We start from the raw sequence: 22608 nt of genomic DNA, 5'->3' as shown, positions 1-22608 counted from the left end.
GCCAGATGAAACAAGGGATCCTTCATTCATCTGGCCCCAAATACCTCGGAGCGCGAGGCAGAGCCTCGCATAAAGACTCAGTGCCCGCCCAGAATGCCCGTGCGAACAGAATAGTCGACGGCAAGGCCATAATCCGGGTCATCGTCGCTATCCACCATCAGGTGGCCCGCCTTGTTCAGCAGTTTGTGGCAGTCGTGGCTGAGATGGCGCAGCATCACGCGCTTGCCTGCGGCCTCATATTTACCGGCAATGTTCTCGATGGCCTGCAGGGCGGACTGATCGACGACCCGGCTTTCGGCGAAGTCCACGATCACCGTGTCGGGATCGTTGGGCACATCGAACAACTCAACAAAGCCGTCTGACGAGCCAAAAAACAGCGGGCCCTGGATTTCGTAGACCTTTGCGCCTTTCTCGGTTTCGGAGTCGCGCGTGACCGCATGGATGCGCTTGGCATTGTTCCAGGCATAAGCAAGCGCCGAGACGATCACACCGACCACAACGGCAACCGCAAGGTCTTCCATCACGGTCACGACAGTCACCAGAACGATCACAAAGGCGTCCATGGCAGGGACCTTGCGCATGATCTTGAACGAGTTCCAGGCGAAGGTGCCGATTACCACCATGAACATCACGCCCACTAGTGCGGCCAGCGGGATTTGCTCGATCAGCTTCGAGGCAAACACGATGAAGATCAGCAGGAACAGGGCGGCCGCGATGCCCGCGATCCGGGTTCGGCCACCGGATTTCACGTTGATCATCGACTGACCGATCATCGCGCAACCACCCATGCCGCCAAAGAAACCGGTGACAATGTTCGATGCGCCCTGAGCGATACATTCCTGCGAAGCTCCGCCTCGTTTGCCGGTGATTTCACCCACAAGGTTCAGCGTCAGCAGGGATTCGATCAGGCCGATGGCAGCCAGAATGACGGCATAGGGCAGGATGATTTCAAGTGTTTCCCAGTTCAAAGGCACCATCGGGATGTGGAACGCGGGCAGCCCGCCTTCGATCGAGGCCAGATCGCCGACGCGCGGCACGTCCAGGCCAAAGCCGATCACCAGCGCCGCAACCACCAGAATACCGGCCAGTGGCGCAGGAATGATGCGCGTGATCCGAGGCATCACCCAGATCACCGCCATTGTCAGCGCCACAAGGCCCAGCATGGTATACAGCTGCGCGCCCGAGAGCCACTCGCCCCCGCTCATCCCATGGCCGGTGTTTTCCATCGAGCCGGGCACTTTGAACTGGCCCATCTGTGCCAGAAAGATCACGATGGCCAGACCGTTCACAAAGCCCAGCATCACCGGGTGCGGCACAAGGCGAATGAACCGGCCCCAATGCATGGCACCGGCGATGACCTGCAAAATACCCATCAAAACCACGGTCGCGAACAGGTATTCCACCCCGTGCTGCGCCACCAGCGCCACCATTACAACGGCCAAGGCACCCGTTGCGCCCGAAATCATGCCCGGGCGACCACCGATCAGAGCCGTGATCAGACCGACCAAGAACGCCGCGTACAGGCCGACCAGCGGGTGCACACCCGCAACAAAGGCAAACGCCACCGCTTCGGGCACCAGCGCCAGTGCCACGGTCAGACCCGACAACAGCTCGATCCGCAGGCGCGAGACGGTCAGCCCCTCGTCCGGAACCCAACGCAGATCGGGTTTGGCTATACGGTTGGCAAAGCTTGCCAGCATGGCTCGGGGCATGAGACGGTCCTGTGGGTCGTTATGTTCGCGCGAAGGGGGCCTTCTACCGGTTAAGCCCGGGCTGAGATACCACATAAGTGGGAACCCGCTATGCATTTCTTGCATGACTTCACCCTTAGGACACGTGCACAAGACACAAACAGTTGACCGCACTTGCCAATTTGATCGCCGGGTCGCAGAACTCGGGTATCAGAAATTCAGTACGGAGGCCGAACGTGACCCAAACAAAAATCGCCGTGATCGGAGGATCGGGTATTTATGACATCGATGGCCTGCAAAACGCGCAATGGGTCACGGTCGAGACGCCGTGGGGCGCACCGTCCGATCAGATCCTGACCGGGTCGTTGGATGGGGTCGAGATGGCGTTCCTGCCGCGCCACGGGCGTGGTCATGTGCATTCGCCAACCGAAGTCCCCTATCGCGCCAATATCGATGCGCTGAAACGTCTTGGCGTGACGGACGTGATCTCGGTCTCGGCCTGTGGATCGTTTCGCGAGCATATGGCTCCGGGCGATTTTGTGATCGTCGATCAGTTCATCGACAGGACGTTTGCGCGCGAGAAAAGCTTCTTTGGCACCGGCTGCGTCGCGCATGTCAGCGTTGCCCACCCCACATGCCCACGGCTGAGCGATGCGTGTGAGACCGCCGGTAAGGCTGCAGGTATCAACATCCATCGCGGCGGAACCTATCTGGCGATGGAGGGGCCACAATTCTCGTCGCTGGCCGAATCCAAGATGTATCGCGAGCAATGGGGCTGTGATGTCATCGGAATGACCAACATGCCCGAGGCGAAACTCGCCCGTGAGGCCGAGCTTTGCTATGCCTCCATCGCGATGGTCACCGATTATGACAGCTGGCACCCGGACCATGGCGAGGTTGATGTCACCGCCATCATCGCAACCCTGACCGGCAATGCCGAAAAGGGACAGGCGTTGGTCAAAGGATTGCCATCCTTGCTGGGGGCCGTGCGCGTGCCCTGCCCGCACGGATGTGACCGGGCATTGGAATATGCGATCCTTACGGCCCCGGAAAAGCGCGATCTGGTCTTGTTGTCTAAGTTGGACGCGGTGGCTGGACGCGTTCTTTGATGCGCTCAGGGCTGGGGTAGCGTGTCCTGAACCACCTGCCACAGCCCATGTGACCACAAATCATCATGTGTTCCACCGATGATCAGATACAGGCTGGCCGTATCCTCGGCCAGTGACGCCAAAGCCTGTCCGTGATGGGCAGGAACAACCGTATCCGCCGAGCCGTGGAAGATCAGCGTCGGGACCTCGATATCCGCGATGATGTCACGGGTGGCGAAATGGTCCTTCATCAACGCTTTGACCGGCAGCCACGGGTAACGCTCATCCGCCACGTCAACGGTTGCGGTAAACGGGGCTTCAAGCACGAGCAACTCGGCCGTCGGGCGCTGCGCTGCAACGGCCGCCGCAACTCCCGTGCCCAGGCTTTGGCCATGCAAAAGGACGGGTTTGTCCTGATCGTTCAGCCAGTCGAACAGTTCCAGCCCATCCGACACGAACGCCACCTCGGATGGCTCACCTGCGCTGCCGGGATAGCCGCGATAGCTGGGCGCAAGCAGCCCGTAGCCGCTGTTGAGGATTTCCCGAAGGCGCGCCGCCCGGTCGCCCAGATTGCCGCCCTGACCGTGGAAGAACAACACGGTTGGCGCATCTTCGCTGGCTGGCGGTGCTGACCATGCGGTCAATTCGGTTCCATCCGACATGGGCAATGTGATGACGTCCGCATCCGCCAACCCGACTGCTCCGGGTTCTGGCAAATCCCCCATCGGTTTGAACAGCAAGTTGCGTTGATTAACGTACATGTATCCGACAGCGGCCAGATACAGAACGGCGACCAAAGCAAACAAGGTGACAAACAGCCGGGTCACACGACGCGTACCGGGCGCATCGCTTGGCGCGGTGCCCTGCCCTACTTTTTGAGTTCGGTTCATCGATGACTCCGCCGAATGCAGTGATGCCCTTAGTCTGGGGGCCGGTTTGCCAGATTCAAGAAACATACGCCAAGCTTAATCTGGGGTTAATGTTGTGGCGCTCACAGCAAAACTCTTGACCCCAGCGCGCCAAATGGGCTTGCTGCGGGTTGCACAAATCCGGGTGAACCATGTCTTTCGAACTCTGGCTGGCCTTTGTCGCCGCATCAACTGCGCTGCTGCTGATCCCTGGACCAACAGTGTTGCTGGTCCTCAGCTATGCGCTGTCCAAGGGGCGCAGCGTCGCCGTGGCCTCGGCCACCGGGGTTGCGCTGGGTGATCTGATTGCCATGACGGCCTCGCTTTTGGGGCTGGGCGCGCTGGTTCTGGCCTCGGCGACGTTATTCACCGTCCTGAAATGGGTCGGAGCGGTCTATCTGGTCTGGTTAGGGCTTAAGCTGCTGCGCAGCGCCCCGTTTGGCGGATTGACCCCGGTAGAGACCGGGCGCGATGTAACCGCCCGAGGCGTCTTTGGTCACGCTGCCGCAGTGACCGCGCTGAACCCCAAATCCATTGCGTTCTTCATTGCCTTTGTGCCCCAGTTCCTGCGCCCTGCCGAGCCTCTGGGTCCGCAATTCGTTATCCTGATCGCCACATTCGTCGGACTTGCCGCGCTGAATGCGCTGGCCTATGCGCTGTTGGCCGACCGGTTGCGCGTGATGATCGGACGCGCGGGGGTAATCACCGCCCTGACACGGGCTGGAGGGATCGCGCTGATCGGAATGGGCATCGCAACCGCGGTACTGCGCCGTCCCGCCTGACCTATTCCTCGGCGTTTTCCTTCATGAAACCGCGAATAAAGCGGCGGATTTCGCGCGCTGCCGAGGTGTCGAGCTCTTTGCACAATTCGACAAAAGCATCGCGCTCATCTTTGTCCAGACGCAAGACCAACTGACTGTTTTTCTTGGTGGAACCCTTACCGTCTTTCTTTGCCACGCGTCTTTTTCCCGTCTGAACCTTGAATCTCTTTGCGATGCAATGTATATACATGGCATAGAGGTTGTAGATATCGGGCACATAACAACAAAAATAGGATTATGGCAATGAACCTTCATACTGCTCAGGCATTTCTTTTGCGAGATCAGCGCAACTGGCGCAAACCGCACCTGTCGTGGTTGCCCGCAGCGCTGTACCGATACTACGGTTTGCCCAAGGCGTCCCCGGACCGCCGCAAATAGGCGCAGGCGGTATTCTTTTCTTGCATGACTGACCCTGATGGGCCAAACAGCCCGGCGTGTTTTGACGCCAAAGGGTTGCCTCATGTCCAGAAACAAGACGGTCAAAGACTACATCCGAACCATCGTCGATTTCCCTCATGAAGGGATCATGTTCCGCGATGTGACAACCCTGTTTGCCGATCCTCGCGGGTTTCGCATGGCCATCGATCAGATGCTGCACCCTTACGCAGGCGAACGGATCGACAAGGTTGTGGGTCTGGAAGCGCGCGGGTTCATTCTCGGCGGCGCCATCGCGCACCAGCTTAGCGTCGGTTTTGTGCCGATCCGCAAAAAGGGCAAACTGCCCGGCACCACGATCAGTCAAGATTACAAACTGGAATACGGCGAGGCGATTGTCGAGATCCACGATGACGCCATCCTGCCCGGCGAGAAAATCCTGGTGGTCGACGACCTGCTGGCGACAGGCGGCACTGCGGCGGCCGGGATCAAGCTGATCGAACGTCTGGGTGGCGAAATCGTTTCTTGCGCTTTCATCATCGACCTGCCCGAACTTGGCGGCCGCAAGGTTCTGGAAGAGATGGGCATGGATGTGCACATCCTTTGCGAATTCGAAGGTCTTTGACCCAAACAAAATCACATATTTTTGAGTGGAAATCTGAAAAGGCTCGGGCGTAGCCCGGCTTCGCCAGTTTTCAAGCCAATTCTTTGCGCGTTTCATGTGATCTGTTCCATGCGCCCGGCGTATCCCGGTTGATGCTGCTGAGAGCATCCCAAACCAGGGAGACTACGTTATGTTTCGCAAATTCGCCGCCGTCAGTGTTGCTTCGATCCTTCTGAACACATCCGCCATGGCCGATGGCCACGGCAAAGACATTGTCGACACCGCCGTCGCCGCCGGGAGCTTTGAAACCCTTGTTGCAGCTGTTCAGGCTGCCGAGCTGGTGGATACGCTGAAGGGTGAGGGCCCGTTCACCGTGTTTGCCCCGACCGATGAAGCCTTTGCAGCGCTGCCCGAGGGCACGGTTGCGGACCTGCTGAAGCCGGAAAACAAAGATCAGCTTGTGGCGGTTCTGACCTACCATGTCGTGCCGGGCAAGGTGATGTCGGGCGATCTGTCCGACGACATGACCGCTGCGACCGTTCAGGGTGGTGACATCACCATCGATCTGGACTCGGGCGTGATGGTGAATGACGCCAACGTTGTTCAGGCCGATATCGAGACAAGCAACGGCGTGATCCACGTCATCGACAAGGTGATCCTGCCTGCGTCCTAAGCACTATTCTTCACGGCCCGGTCCCGGCTGGGCCGTGATCACATCTTTAGAACAGCGCCCGGGTTCATGATGCCCTTTGGGTCCAAAGCCGCCTTGATCGCCCGCATGGCAGACAGTTTCGTCGGGTCAGAGAAATGCTCAAGATCCTCTGTCTTTAGCCGACCTATCCCATGTTCCGCGCTGACAGATCCTTCGAACGCATGCACGAGATCGTGCACCGCCTGTTTAACCAGCATGCGGTCTTCGGCGAAATCTGCCCGGCTTTGCCCCTTGGGGGGAAACACGTTGTAATGCAGGTTGCCATCGCCCAGATGACCGAAGCAATTGATCCGGAACGGCCCCAGCGCCCCGATAATCTCAGCCCCATGCTGAATGAACTCGGGGATCGCCGAAATCGGCACTGAGATGTCGTGGCTGGAGACCGAACCGATCAAGCGATTTGCTTCGGGGATGTTTTCCCGCACCGCCCAAAGCTCCTGACGCTGCGCCTCGCTTTGCGCGATCACCCCGTCATTGACCAAACCCCTTGCGCTTGCAGCGCTGAACAGGGCCTCCAAAGCATCGTATGGGTCTTGCCCGGCAGGCAGGCCCAGCTCGATCAGAACGGACCAATCCGGCGGCGTGTCAAACGGCTGGCGCACATCCGGCAACACCTCGGTCAAGAAGTCCAGCCCCTGCCTGTGGATCAACTCAAACGTACTGACCGTCTCACCCACCTGATCGCGCGCCACACCAAGCAGGTCGATCGCGGCCTCGGGTGAGGCAACTTGAAAAATCGCAGTCCCGGTCGCCGCGGGGCGCGGGAACAGCTTCAGCGACGCCGCCGTGATAATCCCCAACGTGCCTTCGGACCCGATCAGCAGATTGCGAAGATCATAGCCCGTGTTGTCCTTCCGCAACCGGCTGAGACCATGCCAGATCTCACCGCTTGGCAGCACGGCTTCAAGCCCAAGACACAGATCGCGGGCGTTGCCATAGCGCAGCACATTGACCCCACCGGCATTGGTCGCAAGGTTGCCACCGATCCGGCACGATCCCTGCGCCGCCAAGGCCAGAGGAAACAACCGGCCCGCCGCCTCGGCCGCCGCCTGCACATCGGCCAGCACAGCGCCTGCTTCGGCGATCATGACATTCTCGGTGGGATAGACCTCACGTATCGCGGTCATGCGTTCCAATGAGATCACCAACGGGGGCGGCCCGTCGGGCATCACCTGCCCCCCGACCAGACCTGTACCGCCGCCATAGGGCAGAACGGGCACCGCCTGATTGGACGCAAGCCGGACCAGAGCGGAAACCTCTTCGACCGAATGCGGCAGGGCCAACAGGCCCGCCTGCCCGGAAAACCGACCACGCGGTTCTTCCAGATATCGCTCTGAAATCGGGCGCAGCACATCGATCCCCACGGTTGAGCGGATCAGGTCTGCAAGATGGTCATCAGCGGGGTTCAGGGTCATTGCTCTTCATTGCCCAAGGTGCACGGCACCCACAAGCCTTATTCCAGATCAATCAGATATTCCGGCTCAAGCACCACAACGGTTGGCCGATCAGGCAACGTGCGCAACGATACGGTGATTTCGGACGTGCCTTCACGCACAACAGGGAACTCATTGCGGATATCGACCAGAAACCGATCCAGCGAGAAACTGGAAAACCAATGCATCGGGATGATGACCGAGCTTTTCAGCCGCCTCAGCACCGAAATCATGTCGGGCAATGGCATTGTCGTACCCCCATCCACCGCCGCCATGACCACGTCCAACCGCCCCAGCGCCGCGAATTGCTCGTCCGAGGGCACGTGGTGCAGATGCCCCAGATGGCCGAGGCACAAGCCCTCAACCTCGAACACAAAGATCGAGTTGCCCTGCTCCTCAACCCCACCATAGACCGAGCGGATATCGGTCGAAACATTGCGCACCAGCATCTCACCCAGATCAAGGTAGTGATCGATGCCCTGACCGAACTCGCCCCATCCCGGCAGAACATGCGGGATCGCGGGGTCCGGGTGGGCCGTCCAATGGGTGCTGTGGGCGTGGTTCATGGTCACGATGTCCGGGATCAGGTCGGCACCACCGATGAACCCGGTGAAATCCGTCACTGCGTTCAATCCGCCGCGCGTCTGGATCAGAAAAGACGCATGGGCGACATAACTGATCCGGACCGAAAACTCAGGCACAGGGTCCTGCCAGGCCGCCTTGTGGATATACGCGATCCCCGGAGCTGCATCCGCAATGGCGATGCAATGGCTCGGCCGCCGCTCTTGCGCTGCGGCCCCGCCCGAAATCACCATCAATGCCGCAACCAACCAGCGCATACCCAGAGTGTAGCGCAGAACGCCCCCAAGTCATGCGCTTTAGTTGTGCATGTCAGAACGGCACAAATCAGGTGCCAACTTTTGTGCGACATGCCCCTTGTTCATCTGGCCAAAAATATCCCGGGGGAGTCGCGGCCTGCCGCGACGGGGGCAGCGCCCCCTTACCCCGCGTCCGTCTTGCCGCGCCGATCCGATCGAAGACTCGCGTACAGAACATGCGTCCGCCATCGCCCATTGATCTGCAAATAAGACTGCGCCACGCCTTCATATTTGAACCCCGAGCTTTCTAACAACCCCCGAGAGGCCGCGTTTTCCGGCAGACAGGCCGCCTCGATCCGGCTCAGATCCAAACGCGTGAAAGCGTGATGAACAACCGCCCCAATGGCCTCGCGCATGTAACCACGGCGTGCGAATGCCTGCCCGGTCCAATACCCCAGCGTGCCCGCTTGCGCCGGGCCGCGACGAATATTGTCCAGCGTGATTGCGCCTAACAGCACGTCATCTTCACGCCGGAACAGGAACAGCGGAATGGCGGTGCCGCTGGCGACCGAGCGCTGCGCCCAGTAGACGCGATTGGTAAAAGATTTCCGGCTCAGATGGTCCTTGGCCCAGATCGGCTCCCACGGGGTCAGGTAATCTTTCGAGGATCGTCGCAGCGCGGTCCAGTTGTTGAAGTCGGAATGGACGGGCGGGCGCAGGCTCAGGCGCTCGGTTTCGAGTTTCAGCTTGCGTCTGCCCAACAGCATCACGCCGCACGCCTCTCCTGCAATTCCGCCAGCAACGGCGCGCCCGAAACGGGGCCATACAGCGCCAGCGCCGCCGGGGCCTGCACCGCCATCTTCTCGGCAAAGGCACATACATCCTCGGTGCTGACCGCGTCGATCTTGGCGACCGTATCCTCAAGCGAGGGCACCCTTCCCCAGATCTGCACCAGACGCGCCAGACGTTCCGCGCGGTTCGATGGGCTTTCCAGCCCCATCAGCATCCCCGCCTTCATCTGGGCGCGGGCGCGGGCGACCTCTTCGGGGCTCATGTCCTCGGCCGCGCGCTTCATCTCATCAATTGTGATCGTCGCCAGTTCGCCCACCTGATCGGCCGAAGTTCCGGCGTAGATCGTGGTCGTGCCGGTGTCGGCATAGGCCCCGGTCTGGGCAAAGATCGTATAGCACAGCCCGCGTGTCTCTCGCACCTCCTGAAACAGGCGTGAGGACATGCCGCCGCCCAAGGCCGTCGAATAAATCTGCGCCGTATAGATCGCATCGTCGCGGTAGCCCGGACTTTCCAGCGCCAGCGCGAAATGGGCCTGCTCCAACTCTTTCTCCTGCCGCGCCTCACCGCCGGTGAAACGGGCCGCTTCGGGGATCAAACCCTTGCGCGGTTGCAGATGGCCAAACATTTCTTCGGCCAGTTTCATCAGCGCATCGTGATCCACGGCACCCGCCGCGGACAGGATCATCTGCTCGGGTCCGTAATGCTCGGCCACAAAACCCGACAAATCCTCACGCGAGAAGGCGCTGACCCGTTCGGTCGGGCCCAGAATGGTCCGGCCCAAAGGCTGGTCGTGATAGCTCTGCTCCTGCAGCCAGTCAAAGATCACATCGTCCGGCGTGTCATAGGCCTGACCGATCTCCTGCAGGATCACACCACGCTCAACCTCAATCTCGCGCGGGTCGAAAACCGGGTTCAGCACGATGTCGCCGATCACATCCATCGCCAGCGCCACGTCGTCTTTCAGCACACGCGCGTAATAGGCCGTGACCTCGCGCGAGGTATAGGCGTTGATATAGCCGCCCACATCCTCGATCGCTTCGGCGATTTGCAGCGCGGATCGGCGCTCGGTTCCCTTGAACGCCATGTGCTCAAGGAAATGCGCGATGCCGTTCTGTTCGATCCGCTCATGCCGCCCGCCGGCGGTCACCCAGATGCCGATGGCCGCCGATTGCAGCCCCGGCATATGTTCACTGACGATACGAAAGCCGTTCTTCAGCTGGTCCTGTCTGACTGTCACTCAGCAATATGCCTTCTGATATGATCCTCAAGGGCGCCCAGATCATTGGCAATCCGCGTCACCCGTTCCGGACGTTCATACAGATCAGACATGCGGGATGGAAGAGGCGGATGTTCGCCGCTCGCCGTCTCGACCGCCGCCGGGAATTTCGCCGGATGCGCGGTGGCCAGCGTGATCATCGGCACGTCCGCCGCGCGGTGATCCTCGGCCACCTTGATGCCAATGGCGGTGTGCGGGCAGACCAGCTCGGCGCTACGGGTCAGCGTGGATTTGATCGTCGCCAGCGTTTCCTCCTCGGACACGCGACCAGAGTCGAAATTCTCGCGCAGCGCCTCCATCGCGCCCTGACTGACGTTGAAGCCGCCATTCTTGAGTTCATCCATCAACTGCGCCACAGCGCTGCCATCCTCGCCATAGGCGTAATACAGCGCGCGCTCAAAGTTCGAGCTGACCTGAATATCCATCGACGGGCTGATCGAGGGGATAGTGTCGCCCTTGAAATACCCCTCGCCCGAGAGGCAGCGATGCAGGATGTCGTTCTGGTTCGTCGCCACCACCAGACGGTCGATGGGCAGGCCCATGCGTTTGGCGATATAGCCCGCGAAAACGTCGCCGAAATTGCCAGTGGGCACGGTGAAACTGACCTTGCGATGCGGCGCGCCCAGGCTTGTGGCTGCCGAGAAATAATACACCACCTGCGCCAGCACGCGGGCAAAGTTGATCGAGTTCACACCGGCCAGCTTGACCCCGTCACGGAAGTCGAAATCGTTGAACATATCTTTCACGGCGGCCTGACAATCGTCAAAATCGCCATCTACGGCCAGTGCATGAACATTGCTGTCGGCGGGTGTCGTCATCTGACGGCGCTGTACCTCGGACACGCGGCCATGCGGGAACAGGATGAACACGTCCACCGCGTCCAGCCCCCGGAACGCCTCGATGGCGGCCGAGCCGGTATCGCCGCTGGTCGCGCCCACGATGGTCACACGGTCGCCGCGCCGTTTCAGGGCGACCTGGAACAGCTGACCGATCAGTTGCATGGCGAAATCCTTGAAGGCCAGCGTCGGCCCGTGGAACAGCTCCAGCAGGAAGTGGTTCTCGTTCAACTGCTTCAGCGGCGCGCGGGCGTCGTGGCCGAAACCTTCATAGGCACGGGCGATGATGTCCTTGAACTCATCCTCGGCAAAGGACCCGCTGACATAAGGCCACATCACCCGGAATGCGATTTCCTCATAAGGCAGCCCGGCCAGCGCTGCGATCTCATCCTGCGACATCACCGGGATCTCGGCGGGCAGGTACAGGCCACCATCACGGGCCAGCCCGGTCAGCATCGCCTCTTCAAAACTCAGTTCGGGCGCCTGCCCACGGGTCGAGATGTATTTCATGTCGCGTCACTTTCAGAATTGGCACGGCTGCGCCACAGGAAGTACCCGGTCATCGCGGCCCAGACCAGAGCCAGACCAAACCAGGTGATTGCATATTGCAGATGATCATTCGGAATGCCGGTCGTGCTGACGGGCAAGGGCGTGATGCCGGGGTCGGTTTGCGACCGGGCGATCAGCAAGACAGGCTCTGCCCCCAAAGCAGCGGCCAGATTGGGCACGTCGCGGGCGAACCAGATGTTGGCGTCGATATCAGCCTCGGGCGTGTAACTGTCGATCTCGTCGGGCCAGTGCAGATTGCCGGTGATCTGCATAGGCCCGGTCAGGCGGTCGGTCTGTTTCGCCGTGGTCGGCACAAATCCGCGATCTACCAGAATGGTCCGGCCCTGCGTGCTGAAGGACTGGATTATGCGGTACCCTGCCCCGACCTGTTTGACCGAAACCAGAACGTGAATCTCGCCCGGCTCCAGTTCGCCCTCGACGACGACCGGCAGATATTTGTCAGCGCCTTCAGACGGTTGCTGCGGCAGCGCCACAGGGTCGGCTGAAATGCGGCTTTCAATCTCGGACAGCACGCCCTGTTTCCATGCCAGCCTTTGCACCTGCCACACGCCCAGCGACACCAGCACGGCCAGACCGGCAAGGCCGAAGATCAGCAGAAACAAAAAGCGGCGCATGGCGGGGGCAAACCTCATTGCAGGAACCGGCGTCTTGTTAAGGGCGGCGCGGGCCGGATTGCAACCACGCAATTGTATCGGGCGCAATCTTGCGCCCCAAACAGAGAAAAAGCCGCCCCGAAGGGCGGCTTTTGCAATTGGATCACCTGACCGGTGTTACATCAGCGGGGCCTGGCCCCAGATGTAGACGGCGAAGAACAGGAACAGCCAGACGACGTCAACAAAGTGCCAGTACCAGGCGGCAGCTTCGAAACCCACGTGCTTTTCAGGGGTAAAGTCGCCCTTGAGCGCGCGGATCAGACAGACCGACAGGAAGATCGTGCCGATGATCACATGCGCGCCGTGGAAACCGGTCGCCATGAAGAAGTTCGAGTAGAACTGGTCGCCACCAAACTTCCAGTCCTCATGCGCCAGCAATTCATAATATTCGAAACCCTGCAGCGCGGTGAAGGCGATGCCCAGAACGATACCAATGGCCAGACCGTTGATCAGCGCCTTGCGGTCATTGTCGTGCACCAGCGCGTGGTGCGCCCAGGTGATCGCACAGCCCGACAGCAGCAGGACCAGAGTGTTGATCAGCGGCAGGTGGAACGGGTCAACCGCATGGATATCCGGCTGGATGTATTCAGTGCCTGCATAGTCGTACATCGGGTACATGCGATGTTTGAAGAACGACCAGAACCAGGCAAAGAAGAACATCACCTCGGACATCACGAACAGGATGAAGCCATAGCGCAGGCCGATGCGCACGACCGGCGTGTGATCGCCCTGGCGGCTTTCGACCACCACTTCGGACCACCAGGCGAACATGGTGTAAAGAACAGCCACCAAACCGGCCCAGAACATCCATGGCGTGATGCCGTGCATCCACAGGACGGCTCCGAACAGCATCACAAAGCCCCCAATCGCGCCGACAAGCGGCCAGATTGAGGGGTTCAGAATGTGGTAATCATGGTCTTTTGCGTGTGCCATCAGTGTCCCTCACCTAAAGGCGTTAGTTCGTGTTTGTATCGGTCTGCGCGTCCAGGGCGGCAAAGCCCTCGGGCAGGTCAATTTCGTAGAATGTATACGACAGAGTGATCGTATGCACATATTTCGCTTCCAGATCCTCGACCATCTCGGGATCGACGAAAAAGCTGACGGGCATCTCTACCCGCTCGCCCGGTTGCAGCACCTGTTCCTCAAAGCAGAAACAGGCGATTTTCTGGAAATAGCCGCCGGCCGAATATGGCGCCACATTGTACGACGCTTGCCCCGCGATGGGGCGGTCGGTCGGGTTGTAGGCCTCATAAAAGGCCAGACCAGTCTCGCCGATGCGCACTTCCATCTCACGTTCAACCGGTTTGAACTCCCATGCCATGCCCTTGGCCTTTGAGGCATCAAAGCGAATGGTGACGGTGCGGTCCAGGATGTCTTCGGGGGCCGCTTCGGCCACGCCGGTGGTGCCGCCAAACCCAGTGACGCGACAGAACCAGTCGTAGAAGGGGACAGCGGCCCAGGCCAGGCTGCCCATCAGGACAACCACACCCACCGTTTGTGCAACCGTCTTCTGCGGGCCGGTCAATGCCATCAGTTCTGTACCTCCTCAGTCGCCATGCCAAAGTCTGTGCCCGACACTTTCACGACCGTCAGGCCAAAAATGATCACGATGAACGCCGCCAAGGTCAGGCCGACCCCAAGGTTGCGGCCAAAGCGGCGTTTATGCAGTTCGTGGCTTTTGCGCAGGCTCATGACCAGCCTCCCAAGCCGTAAGGTTTCAGCAGGGCTTCGACCAGAATAGCCCCGAAATGCAGGAAGAGGTAGAGAAGCGAAAGCTTGAAGAACCCACGCTCGACTTTGAAGTTGTCTGCCTCGGAATCGTCCTCGGTCCGGCGCGCGATCTGCCATGCGCCGCGCAGGAACAGCGCGTTCAGCACCAGCGCGACGGTCAGATAGACCGGGCCGCCAATGCCCGAGAAGGACGTGCCGACTGCCAGCAGGGCCAGCAGCACGGTGTAAACCAGAATATGCCAGCGTGTTGCGCGACGACCATGCGTGACGGTCAGCATCGGCACGCCTGCGTCGTCATAGTCCGAGCGCATGAACAACGCCAGCGCCCAGAAATGCGGCGGTGTCCACATGAAAGTCAGGGCAAACATCAGCCAGGGCTCGATCGACATCGACCCGGTTGCCGCAACCCAGCCGATCACCGGAGGGAACGCACCCGCAGCGCCGCCGATCACGATGTTCTGCGGCGTCGTGCGCTTCAGCCACATCGTATAGACGACCACGTAGAAAAAGATGGTGAAGGCCAGAAACGCACCCGCGAACCAGTTGGTCGCAAGGCCCAGCATGATTACCGACAGACCGGACAGGGCCAGCCCAACTGCCAGCGCCTCGCCCTCTTCTACCTTGCCGGAAGGGATCGGGCGGTTCTTGGTGCGCTTCATCACCCTGTCAATATCCGCGTCCCACCACATGTTCAGCGCGCCCGAGGCTCCGCCGCCGATGGCAATGAACAGGATGGCGCAAAAACCCACGAAGGGGTGCACCGCAACCGGAGCTGCCAGCAGACCGACCAAGGCCGTGAACACGACCAGAGACATGACGCGGGGCTTCAGCAGGGCGAAGTAATCGCCAAAGCTGGCCTCATCCGCGTGCGCCTGTGCGGTCGTTGCGCTGGCATTGATGCTTGCGTCGGTCATTCCTGGTCCTTTTGCGGCGAAAGCTGCGCGATCCACCGCGCAGCTGGCTGTTTATTGCAGACAGGTCGCCCTGCCCGCACAGTGCTTAGTTCGAAGCAACCTGATAGCTTTGCGGCAGGCCCGCATATTCGTCGATCGCGCCTTGCAGCCACTGTTCATAGGCCGCTTCGCTGACGACCTTCACAGTGATCGGCATATAAGCGTGGTCCTTGCCGCACAGTTCCGAGCACTGACCGAAATAGATGCCTTCCTTGTCAGCCTCGAACCACAGCTCGGCCAGACGTCCGGGCACGCCGTCCTGCTTCACGCCGAAGGACGGGATGGTCCACGAATGGATCACGTCCGAGGCGGTGACTTGCATCACGATAACTTTGCCAACCGGAACAACCACGGCAGTGTCGGTGGCCAGCAGCCACTCATCATCGCTATAGCCCGAGTCGGCCAGCTTGGCGCGCATCGCATCGTCCAGCACGAACGGAGTGACGTCTGCATCCGCAGGCCGCGCACCTTCGTCCAGCGTGGCCGGATGACCCAGCAGATAGCTGTCAAACGCGAAATCGTGATCGACATATTCATAGGTCCAGTACCACTGGTTCCCGACCACCTTGATGGTGATGTCGCCTTCGGGAATCTCTTGCTGCTTGAACAGCACCGGCAGCGAGAAGGCACCGATAAAGACCAGAATCAGGATCGGGCCCAAGGTCCACGCAATCTCGACCGGGGTGTAGTGCGAGAACCGCGCCGGGGTTGGATTTACACGCTGGTTGTAGCGCACGATGCAGTAAACCAGCAGTGCAGCCACAAACACGCAGATCAAGGTGATGATCACCAGAATCATCGTATCCAACTTGTGGATGCCTTCGGCAAGGCTGGTGGCCGCAGGCTGGAACCCAAGGCCGCCATCGACCGGCTTGCCAATAATCTCAAGCTCCTGAGCCATGGCGGGAAGGCTGGAGAGGGCTGTCATAAAGCCCGAAAGCATCAAAGCATTCTTCATGTTCTGTCCTGATCGTTTGATCTTTGCGTCCCTGGCGAAAAGGTGTGAATCGGTCGCACCTCTCCCGTTGTCTTTGGCCGCGTTAAAAACCATATTCCTGCTGGTAGATAAAGCAAAATGCTTGCGTCAAACAGACGCTATTTTTGATCTGGATCAAACCCGAAAGGTCCCAACCCATGGCTCAAGCCCCGTTTCGCCCCTTTGAAAACGCTCTGCCGCATGACGAAGCGCTGTCTATACTGCAGTCCGCGACAGCCGGGGCCGAGGACGGAGAGCTGTTTGTCGAGCGGCGAAAATCCGAGGCTCTGGTCTTTGATGACGGGCGTTTGCGCACCGCATCCTACGATGCGTCCGAGGGGTTCGGCCTGCGTGCGGTACAAGGTGAGGTTGCCGGATATGCCCATTCGACCGAGGTTTCGATCCCGGCACTAAAGCGCGCGTCCGAGACGGCGCGACTGGCCGTTGGCGACGGTGGCGGTACTCTGGCCGAGGCCCCGCGCGCCACCAATACGCGGCTTTACACGGACGAGGACCCCATCGAATCCGCCGCCTTTCCGGTGAAAATCGAAACCCTGCGCGAGATTGACGCCTTCGCCCGCGACCTTGATTCCCGCGTCGTGCAGGTCAGCGCCTCGATCAGCGCCGAGGTGCAAGAGGTCGAGATTCTGCGCCCCGATGGTGTGCTGGTGCGCGATGTGCGCCCGATGACACGGGTCAATGTCTCGGTGATTGTCGAACAGAATGGCCGTCGTGAAAGCGGCTCGGCAGGCGGTGGCGGGCGCATTGGCCTAAGCGGGCTGCTGGATCCGACCGATTGGCAGGACAAGGCGCGCGAGGCGTTGCGAATCGCTCTGGTCAATCTGGATGCGGTCCCTGCCCCGGCTGGCGTGATGGAAGTGGCGCTTGGCCCCGGCTGGCCCGGCATCCTGCTGCACGAAGCCATCGGTCATGGGCTTGAAGGCGACTTCAACCGCAAGGGCAGTTCGGCCTTTGCCGGGTTGATGGGCCAGCAGATCGCCTCGAAGGGCGTCACGGTGGTCGATGACGGCACGATCTCTGACCGTCGCGGCTCGATCAGTGTGGATGATGAGGGCACGCCCAGTTCGCGGACCGTGTTGATCGAAGACGGGGTGCTGACCGGCTATATGCAGGACCGCCAGAACGCGCGCCTGATGGGCGTTGCGCCCACCGGCAATGGGCGGCGGCAAAGCTATGCGCACAAACCCATGCCGCGCATGACCAACACTATCATGCTGGGCGGTGAGGCTGATCCGGCCGCGCTGGTGGCCGATATCAAGGACGGTATCTGGGCCGTTGGCTTCGGGGGCGGTCAGGTGGATATCACCAACGGCAAATTCGTGTTCTCCTGCACCGAGGCGTATCGGGTCGAAAACGGCAAGATCGGCGCGCCGGTCAAAGGGGCCACGCTGATCGGGGACGGGCCGTCCGCGTTGAAGCGGATTCGGGGGCTGGGCAATGACATGGCGCTGGATCCGGGGATGGGCACCTGCGGCAAGGATGGCCAATGGGTTCCCGTTGGGGTCGGTCAGCCCACGGTTTTGATGGATGGTTTGACGGTCGGTGGCTCGGCCGCCTGAGTCGGACGAACCAGTTATTCGGAAGGCGCAGGGTTAACCTGCGCCTTTCTTTTGGCTTCGTGTCAACGCGTTCCACCGATTGACAAAAAATTCACTGCAGATTTTGTTTTGTTAAATTTCAACAGTTTAGCGAATGTTCTTGCCATTTCTCGAAAGAGATTGCGTATAATTTTCCAAGATTCACAGGCTGTTAACCCGCGCAATCGTAAACCAGTTCTGCAATCAGGCGGAGCATCGGATGACCGAAGAGCAGCTTTCTTCCAATCACCCCCCACTCCCACCCACCACGGAAGAGGACAGGTTTTCCTGGCTCCGTCTGTTGCGCTCGCGCAAGGTTGGTCCGGCGACGTTTCGTCGGCTTCTGCGCGAACATGGCTCGGCGCAGAATGCGCTGGCCGCGCTGCCGGAAATGGCACGCGCTGCCGGAATTGAAGGGTATGAAATTTGCCCCCCCGGCGTGATTGAGGCGGAGCTCAAGGCCGCAAAAGCCGCCAAAGCGCGGCTTTTGTGCCTTGGGTCCGCCGATTTCCCAGATGCCTTGAACGATTTGTCCGACGCCCCGCCGATGCTGTGGGCGATTGGGGATACGTCCGTCCTGAAACGGCGGTCGATTGCCATGGTCGGCGCGCGCAATTGCTCGTCCCTGGGGGCCCGCATGGCGCGCGGGCTGGCGAAAGAGCTTGGCGAGAAAGGGTTCGTCATCGTCTCGGGGCTGGCCCGAGGGATCGATACGTCCGCACATTTGGCCTCGGTCGATACCGGGACGATTGCGGTTATGGCCGGTGGTGTGGATGTGATCTACCCGGCTGAGAATACGGATCTTGCACGGGACATTGCCGAAACCGGCCTGCGCCTGTCCGAACAACCCATCGGCGTGACCCCGCAGGCGCGGCATTTTCCGCGCCGCAACCGGATCATTTCAGGTCTGGCGCAAGCGGTTGTGGTGGTTGAAGCCGCAGCCAAATCCGGCAGCCTGATCACGGCCCGCGACGCTTTGGATCAGGGGCGCGAGGTTCTGGCCGTGCCCGGACATCCGTTTGATGCACGCGCCGCGGGGTGCAATCTGCTGATCCGCGACGGGGCAACTTTAGTGCGCTCGGCGGAGGATGTGATTGACGCCTTGCCACCTGAACACGCCGAGATGTTCAGGGAACCGCTCTCCCCGGTTGCACCCGACCCAAAGCCAGCCTCCAACCCTGCCGCGCTGCATAACGAAATTCTGATGCGGCTGGGGCCCTCACCCATTGCCGAGGACCAGTTGATCCGAGACATCGCCGCGACCGCAGGGGAAATCGGCCCCATTCTGGTCGATCTGGAACTGGATGGGCGGATTCAACGCCAACCCGGCGGTCTTCTGTCCTTGGCCGGTTGACGCCAAAGTGGCGACAAAACGGGCCGTTAGCCCACCGGAAGACGCACCAAATCGACGCGCCCCCGCCGGTGACCAAAGGAACGCATTGACAATTCGATCTTGCCGCACACATTTTGCACGGCCATACAAAGCGCAAAGCCCGTCGAGCGAGGATTCCTCTTAAATGCCCGTAGTTGTTGTAGAATCTCCGGCCAAAGCAAAAACGATCAACAAGTATCTTGGCCCCGACTACACGGTTCTGGCCTCATACGGTCATGTTCGCGACCTGCCGCCCAAGGACGGATCTGTCGATCCCGACCATGAATTTTCGATGAAATGGGAGGTTGGAAATGACAGCCGTAAGCATGTCAAAGCCATCGCCGACGCGCTGAAGGAAGACAACGCGCTGATCCTCGCCACCGACCCCGATCGCGAGGGCGAGGCGATCAGCTGGCACCTGCAAGAGGCGCTGACCAAGCGCCGCTCGATCAAAAAGGACACACCGGTCAGCCGCGTCACCTTCAACGCCATCACCAAAGAGGCAGTGACCGAGGCGATGCAGAACCCGCGTCAGGTCGACATGCCGCTGGTCGAGGCGTATCTGGCCCGTCGCGCGCTGGACTATCTGGTGGGCTTCAACCTCTCTCCGGTTCTGTGGCGCAAACTGCCTGGTGCCCGGTCGGCGGGCCGGGTGCAATCGGTCTGCCTGCGCCTGATCGTCGAGCGCGAGATGGAGATCGAGGCGTTCAAGCCGGTTGAATACTGGTCCGTGCGCGCGCTGTTCGAAACACCGCGCGGCCAGACCTATGAGGCGCGTCTGGTCACTCTGGCCGGGAAGAAACTGGATAAGCACGATCTGGCCAATGCCACGCAGGCGGAACTGGCGGTTCAGGCGATCACCAGCCGTGCGCTGAGCGTTACCTCGGTCGAGGCCAAGCCTGCGGCCCGCAACCCCAGCGCGCCCTTCATGACCTCAACCCTGCAGCAGGAGGCCAGCCGCAAGTTCGGCATGGGCGCACGTCACGCGATGCAGGTGGCACAGCGGCTGTATGAGGCCGGATATATCACCTATATGCGGACCGACGGCATCGACATGGCACCCGAGGCGGTGGCCGCCACGCGTGAGACAATCGCGGACCGCTACGGTGCCGAATATGTGCCAGACAGCCCGCGCATGTATAAGAACAAGGCCAAGAACGCGCAGGAAGCCCACGAATGTATCCGCCCAACGGATATGTCGCGCGACGCCAAGGCACTGAAAGTCACGGATGAAGATCAGCGCAAACTTTACGATCTGATCTGGAAACGCACCATTGCCTGTCAGATGGCCGCTGCGCGGCTGGAACGCACCACGGTCGAAATCGGCAGCGATGACGGGCAGGTCGGCCTGCGCGCCACCGGTCAGGTGGTGCTGTTCGACGGGTTCATGCGCGTTTACGAAGAAGGCCGCGACGATGTGGCCGATGACGACGAAAAGCGCCTGCCGCAGATCATGCAGGGCGATCCGGCGCGGTTCGCCAAGGTGTCGCTGCGTGATCAGTTCGCAAAAGCCGAAGATAAAGCCGCCATTCTGTCCGACAACGAAGCCGTGCTGGCGCTGCAACATCACACCCAGCCCCCCCCGCGCTATACCGAGGCCACGCTGGTCAAGCGGATGGAGGAATTGGGGATCGGTCGCCCCTCGACCTACGCCTCAATCGTGACAACGATTCAGGACCGCGAATATGTGCGCAAGGACAAGAACCGGCTGATCCCCGAGGAAAAGGGCCGGATCGTCACGATCTTCCTGCTGAATTTCTTCCGTCAGTATGTGGGCTATGAATTCACGGCCAATCTGGAAGAAGAACTGGACGACGTCAGCGCCGGTGACCGCGACTATAAAGACCTTCTGGGCAAGTTCTGGCGCGACTTCTCGGCTGCGATTGGTGAGACGTCGGAACTGCGCATTTCAGAAGTGTTGGACAGGTTGGACGAAGCGCTTGCGCCTCAGCTGTATCCGCCGCGCGAGGACGGGTCCGATCCGCGTGTCTGCCCGAAATGCGGTGTGGGCCAGTTGCACCTGAAAACCTCACGCACCGGCGGTTTTGTCGGTTGCGGCAACTACCCCGAATGCAACTATACCCGTCCCATCGCAGGTGAAGGGGCCGAGGGCGAGGAACGTCTGCTGGGCGAAGATGCGGGGGACGAGATCTGGCTGAAATCCGGACGGTTCGGCCCATATGTTCAGCGCGGCGAACCGACGCCCGAGAACAAGAAACCTCCGCGCGCCTCGCTGCCCCGCGGGTGGAGCAAGGATGACATGGATCTGGAAAAGGCGCTGACCCTACTGTCCCTGCCCCGCCAGATCGGCGAACACCCCGAGGGCGGCATGATCACCTCGAACTTTGGGCGGTTTGGGCCTTACCTGATGCATCAGCTGGCCGACGAGGCCAAGCCGGTTTACGCCAACCTCAAAGACCCCAACGACGTGTTCGAGATCGGTATGAACCGCGCCGTTGAGCTGCTGGCTGAAAAACGCGCCAATCCGGGGCGCGGTCGCCGGGCTGCAGCCAAACCTCTGAAGGAACTGGGCGAGCACCCCGATGGTGGCGCGATGCAGGTCCTGGACGGACGTTATGGGCCCTATGTGAAGTGGGAGAAGGTGAACGCCACCATTCCCAAGGACATCAAGCCCGAAGACGTAACGCAAGAGATGGCCATCGAATTGGTCAACGAGCGGGCGGCGAAGAAGGGCACCAAGAAAAAGGCGGGCCCAAAGAAGAAAGCCGCAGCCAAAAAGACGACGGCCAAGAAGACAACGGCCAAAAGCTCTTAACTGCGCGTTGCGGCCTCGATCAGTCGGGTCATGACCTGAACATAAGGCTTTTGCGGTTGTCCTTGGGCAATGGCCAATGCTGCGCGATCGTAAGCGGCCGACAAGACATCGGACAGCGCCTCAAGTTCAGAGGGATCAGCTTGCGGCAACGCCGCCGCAAGCCCCTCGTGCAGGCTTCGGCGTCCGCCGCCCGCATCGATGGCTGCCATTTCCGCGTGTCCCAGCACGGCGGGGCCGTCAATCAGTAGCAAACGAGCCCGCCCGGATACACGCATGGCCTGAAAGAACGCCATGCTGCCTGCAGTCATCGGCGCCTCGCCCGCGGACTGTGCGCTTTTGTCGATCGCTTGCGCCAACGCTTCAGCCTCGGCCCTGACAACAGCGCGGAAGAGGTCCTGCTTGTCCGTAAAGTGATGATACAGCGCGCCACGCGTGACATTTGCGGCGCGCACGATCTCGGGTGTCGACGTGTCGGCATACCCTTTTTCAACAAACAACGCGCGGGCGTGTGAAATCAGCCGGGCACGCATCGCTGCGCGACGATCTGCATTCGGTATGGGTGTCGTAGTTTTGTCTTGCATACATACAGCCTGTATGTTTATTTCAACATACATACAGATTGTAC

23 protein-coding genes are annotated in these 22608 nt (G+C 60.3%); 8 read left to right on the top strand and 15 right to left on the bottom strand.

The features are described 5' to 3' along the window. Window positions 1-77: 77 nt before the first annotated feature. The gene (locus ACR0C9_RS16470; protein ID WP_170454204.1) at window positions 78-1712 is read right to left on the bottom strand and encodes a SulP family inorganic anion transporter; all 1635 of its coding nucleotides are present in this window, start codon (window positions 1710-1712) and stop codon (window positions 78-80) included. A gap of 215 nt (window positions 1713-1927) precedes the next feature. Here ACR0C9_RS16470 and ACR0C9_RS16465 point away from each other — a divergent pair, with 215 nt between their 5' ends. Next, on the top strand, window positions 1928-2800 hold the full coding sequence (locus ACR0C9_RS16465; RefSeq protein ID WP_170454205.1) for an S-methyl-5'-thioadenosine phosphorylase: 873 nt from the start codon (window positions 1928-1930) through the stop codon (window positions 2798-2800). A gap of 5 nt (window positions 2801-2805) precedes the next feature. Here the strand turns inward: ACR0C9_RS16465 and ACR0C9_RS16460 are convergent, their stop codons facing one another. Continuing rightward, window positions 2806-3669 (bottom strand): alpha/beta hydrolase, encoded by an 864-nt coding sequence (locus ACR0C9_RS16460; RefSeq protein ID WP_480781475.1) that lies wholly within the window; start codon window positions 3667-3669, stop codon window positions 2806-2808. 170 nt (window positions 3670-3839) lie between these two features. Between ACR0C9_RS16460 and ACR0C9_RS16455 the strand changes: the two genes are divergently transcribed. After that, window positions 3840-4469 carry a LysE family translocator gene (locus ACR0C9_RS16455; RefSeq protein WP_480781474.1) on the top strand — a complete coding sequence of 210 codons (630 nt, stop codon included), beginning with the start codon at window positions 3840-3842 and terminating at the stop codon, window positions 4467-4469. Window position 4470: 1 nt separating this feature from the next. Here ACR0C9_RS16455 and ACR0C9_RS16450 read toward each other — a convergent pair whose 3' ends face one another. Further along, complete coding sequence (locus ACR0C9_RS16450; RefSeq protein WP_170520607.1) at window positions 4471-4644, bottom strand: hypothetical protein; 174 nt, start codon at window positions 4642-4644, stop codon at window positions 4471-4473. A gap of 107 nt (window positions 4645-4751) precedes the next feature. On the opposite strand from ACR0C9_RS16450, the gene ACR0C9_RS16445 reads away from it, so the two are divergent. From ACR0C9_RS16445 to ACR0C9_RS16435, 3 genes are all read left to right on the top strand, one after another. Beyond that, window positions 4752-4886, top strand: coding sequence for a hypothetical protein (locus tag ACR0C9_RS16445; RefSeq protein ID WP_480580288.1), 135 nt, complete (start codon window positions 4752-4754; stop codon window positions 4884-4886). An 82-nt stretch (window positions 4887-4968) separates the two neighbouring features. Then, window positions 4969-5508, top strand: a complete 540-nt coding sequence (locus tag ACR0C9_RS16440; RefSeq protein ID WP_170454211.1) for an adenine phosphoribosyltransferase — start codon at window positions 4969-4971, stop codon at window positions 5506-5508. Between the two features lie 169 nt (window positions 5509-5677). Then, the gene (locus tag ACR0C9_RS16435) at window positions 5678-6160 is read left to right on the top strand and encodes a fasciclin domain-containing protein (RefSeq protein ID WP_480781473.1); all 483 of its coding nucleotides are present in this window, start codon (window positions 5678-5680) and stop codon (window positions 6158-6160) included. Window positions 6161-6198: 38 nt separating this feature from the next. Here the strand turns inward: ACR0C9_RS16435 and ACR0C9_RS16430 are convergent, their stop codons facing one another. From ACR0C9_RS16430 to coxB, 11 genes are all read right to left on the bottom strand, one after another. Next, complete coding sequence (locus ACR0C9_RS16430; protein ID WP_480781472.1) at window positions 6199-7614, bottom strand: FAD-binding oxidoreductase; 1416 nt, start codon at window positions 7612-7614, stop codon at window positions 6199-6201. Window positions 7615-7652: 38 nt separating this feature from the next. Further along, the gene (locus tag ACR0C9_RS16425; protein WP_170454217.1) at window positions 7653-8471 is read right to left on the bottom strand and encodes an MBL fold metallo-hydrolase; all 819 of its coding nucleotides are present in this window, start codon (window positions 8469-8471) and stop codon (window positions 7653-7655) included. 161 nt (window positions 8472-8632) lie between these two features. Then, window positions 8633-9217 (bottom strand): GNAT family N-acetyltransferase, encoded by a 585-nt coding sequence (locus ACR0C9_RS16420; RefSeq protein WP_170454219.1) that lies wholly within the window; start codon window positions 9215-9217, stop codon window positions 8633-8635. Continuing rightward, a complete protein-coding gene (locus tag ACR0C9_RS16415; protein WP_480626807.1) occupies window positions 9217-10479 on the bottom strand; it encodes a M16 family metallopeptidase in 1263 nt (420 codons plus the stop codon). The genes ACR0C9_RS16420 and ACR0C9_RS16415 overlap by 1 nt, the downstream gene beginning before the upstream one ends. Further along, complete coding sequence (thrC, locus tag ACR0C9_RS16410) at window positions 10476-11864, bottom strand: threonine synthase (protein WP_170454222.1); 1389 nt, start codon at window positions 11862-11864, stop codon at window positions 10476-10478. Before thrC ends, ACR0C9_RS16415 begins: the two co-directional genes overlap by 4 nt. Continuing rightward, the gene (locus ACR0C9_RS16405) at window positions 11861-12538 is read right to left on the bottom strand and encodes an SURF1 family protein (protein ID WP_170454224.1); all 678 of its coding nucleotides are present in this window, start codon (window positions 12536-12538) and stop codon (window positions 11861-11863) included. The genes thrC and ACR0C9_RS16405 overlap by 4 nt, the downstream gene beginning before the upstream one ends. Window positions 12539-12694: 156 nt before the next feature. Further along, entirely contained in the window at window positions 12695-13510 is an 816-nt protein-coding gene (locus tag ACR0C9_RS16400) for a cytochrome c oxidase subunit 3 (RefSeq protein WP_170454227.1), read from the bottom strand. A gap of 22 nt (window positions 13511-13532) precedes the next feature. Continuing rightward, window positions 13533-14108 (bottom strand): cytochrome c oxidase assembly protein, encoded by a 576-nt coding sequence (locus ACR0C9_RS16395; RefSeq protein WP_170454229.1) that lies wholly within the window; start codon window positions 14106-14108, stop codon window positions 13533-13535. Further along, window positions 14108-14269 (bottom strand): hypothetical protein, encoded by a 162-nt coding sequence (locus tag ACR0C9_RS16390; protein WP_170454231.1) that lies wholly within the window; start codon window positions 14267-14269, stop codon window positions 14108-14110. The genes ACR0C9_RS16395 and ACR0C9_RS16390 overlap by 1 nt, the downstream gene beginning before the upstream one ends. Beyond that, window positions 14266-15222, bottom strand: coding sequence for a heme o synthase (gene cyoE, locus ACR0C9_RS16385; RefSeq protein ID WP_170454233.1), 957 nt, complete (start codon window positions 15220-15222; stop codon window positions 14266-14268). Before cyoE ends, ACR0C9_RS16390 begins: the two co-directional genes overlap by 4 nt. 85 nt (window positions 15223-15307) lie before the next feature. Next, a complete protein-coding gene (gene coxB, locus ACR0C9_RS16380; protein ID WP_170454235.1) occupies window positions 15308-16219 on the bottom strand; it encodes a cytochrome c oxidase subunit II in 912 nt (303 codons plus the stop codon). Between the two features lie 176 nt (window positions 16220-16395). Here coxB and tldD point away from each other — a divergent pair, with 176 nt between their 5' ends. The 3 genes from tldD (at window position 16396) to topA (ending at window position 21983) form a co-directional block, all read left to right on the top strand. Then, a complete protein-coding gene (tldD, locus tag ACR0C9_RS16375; RefSeq protein WP_480580262.1) occupies window positions 16396-17817 on the top strand; it encodes a metalloprotease TldD in 1422 nt (473 codons plus the stop codon). 238 nt (window positions 17818-18055) lie between these two features. Continuing rightward, complete coding sequence (gene dprA / locus ACR0C9_RS16370; protein ID WP_170520587.1) at window positions 18056-19189, top strand: DNA-processing protein DprA; 1134 nt, start codon at window positions 18056-18058, stop codon at window positions 19187-19189. Between the two features lie 163 nt (window positions 19190-19352). Beyond that, the gene (gene topA, locus ACR0C9_RS16365) at window positions 19353-21983 is read left to right on the top strand and encodes a type I DNA topoisomerase (protein ID WP_480781471.1); all 2631 of its coding nucleotides are present in this window, start codon (window positions 19353-19355) and stop codon (window positions 21981-21983) included. On the opposite strand, the gene ACR0C9_RS16360 is transcribed toward topA, so the two are convergent. After that, entirely contained in the window at window positions 21980-22564 is a 585-nt protein-coding gene (locus tag ACR0C9_RS16360; RefSeq protein WP_170623735.1) for a TetR/AcrR family transcriptional regulator, read from the bottom strand. The two genes, topA and ACR0C9_RS16360, sit on opposite strands and share 4 nt — an antisense overlap. Window positions 22565-22608: the final 44 nt, after the last annotated feature.

This window comes from Ruegeria sp. C12 (genome assembly GCF_056537745.1).
This window is presented reverse-complemented; position numbering and strand designations above follow the sequence as displayed.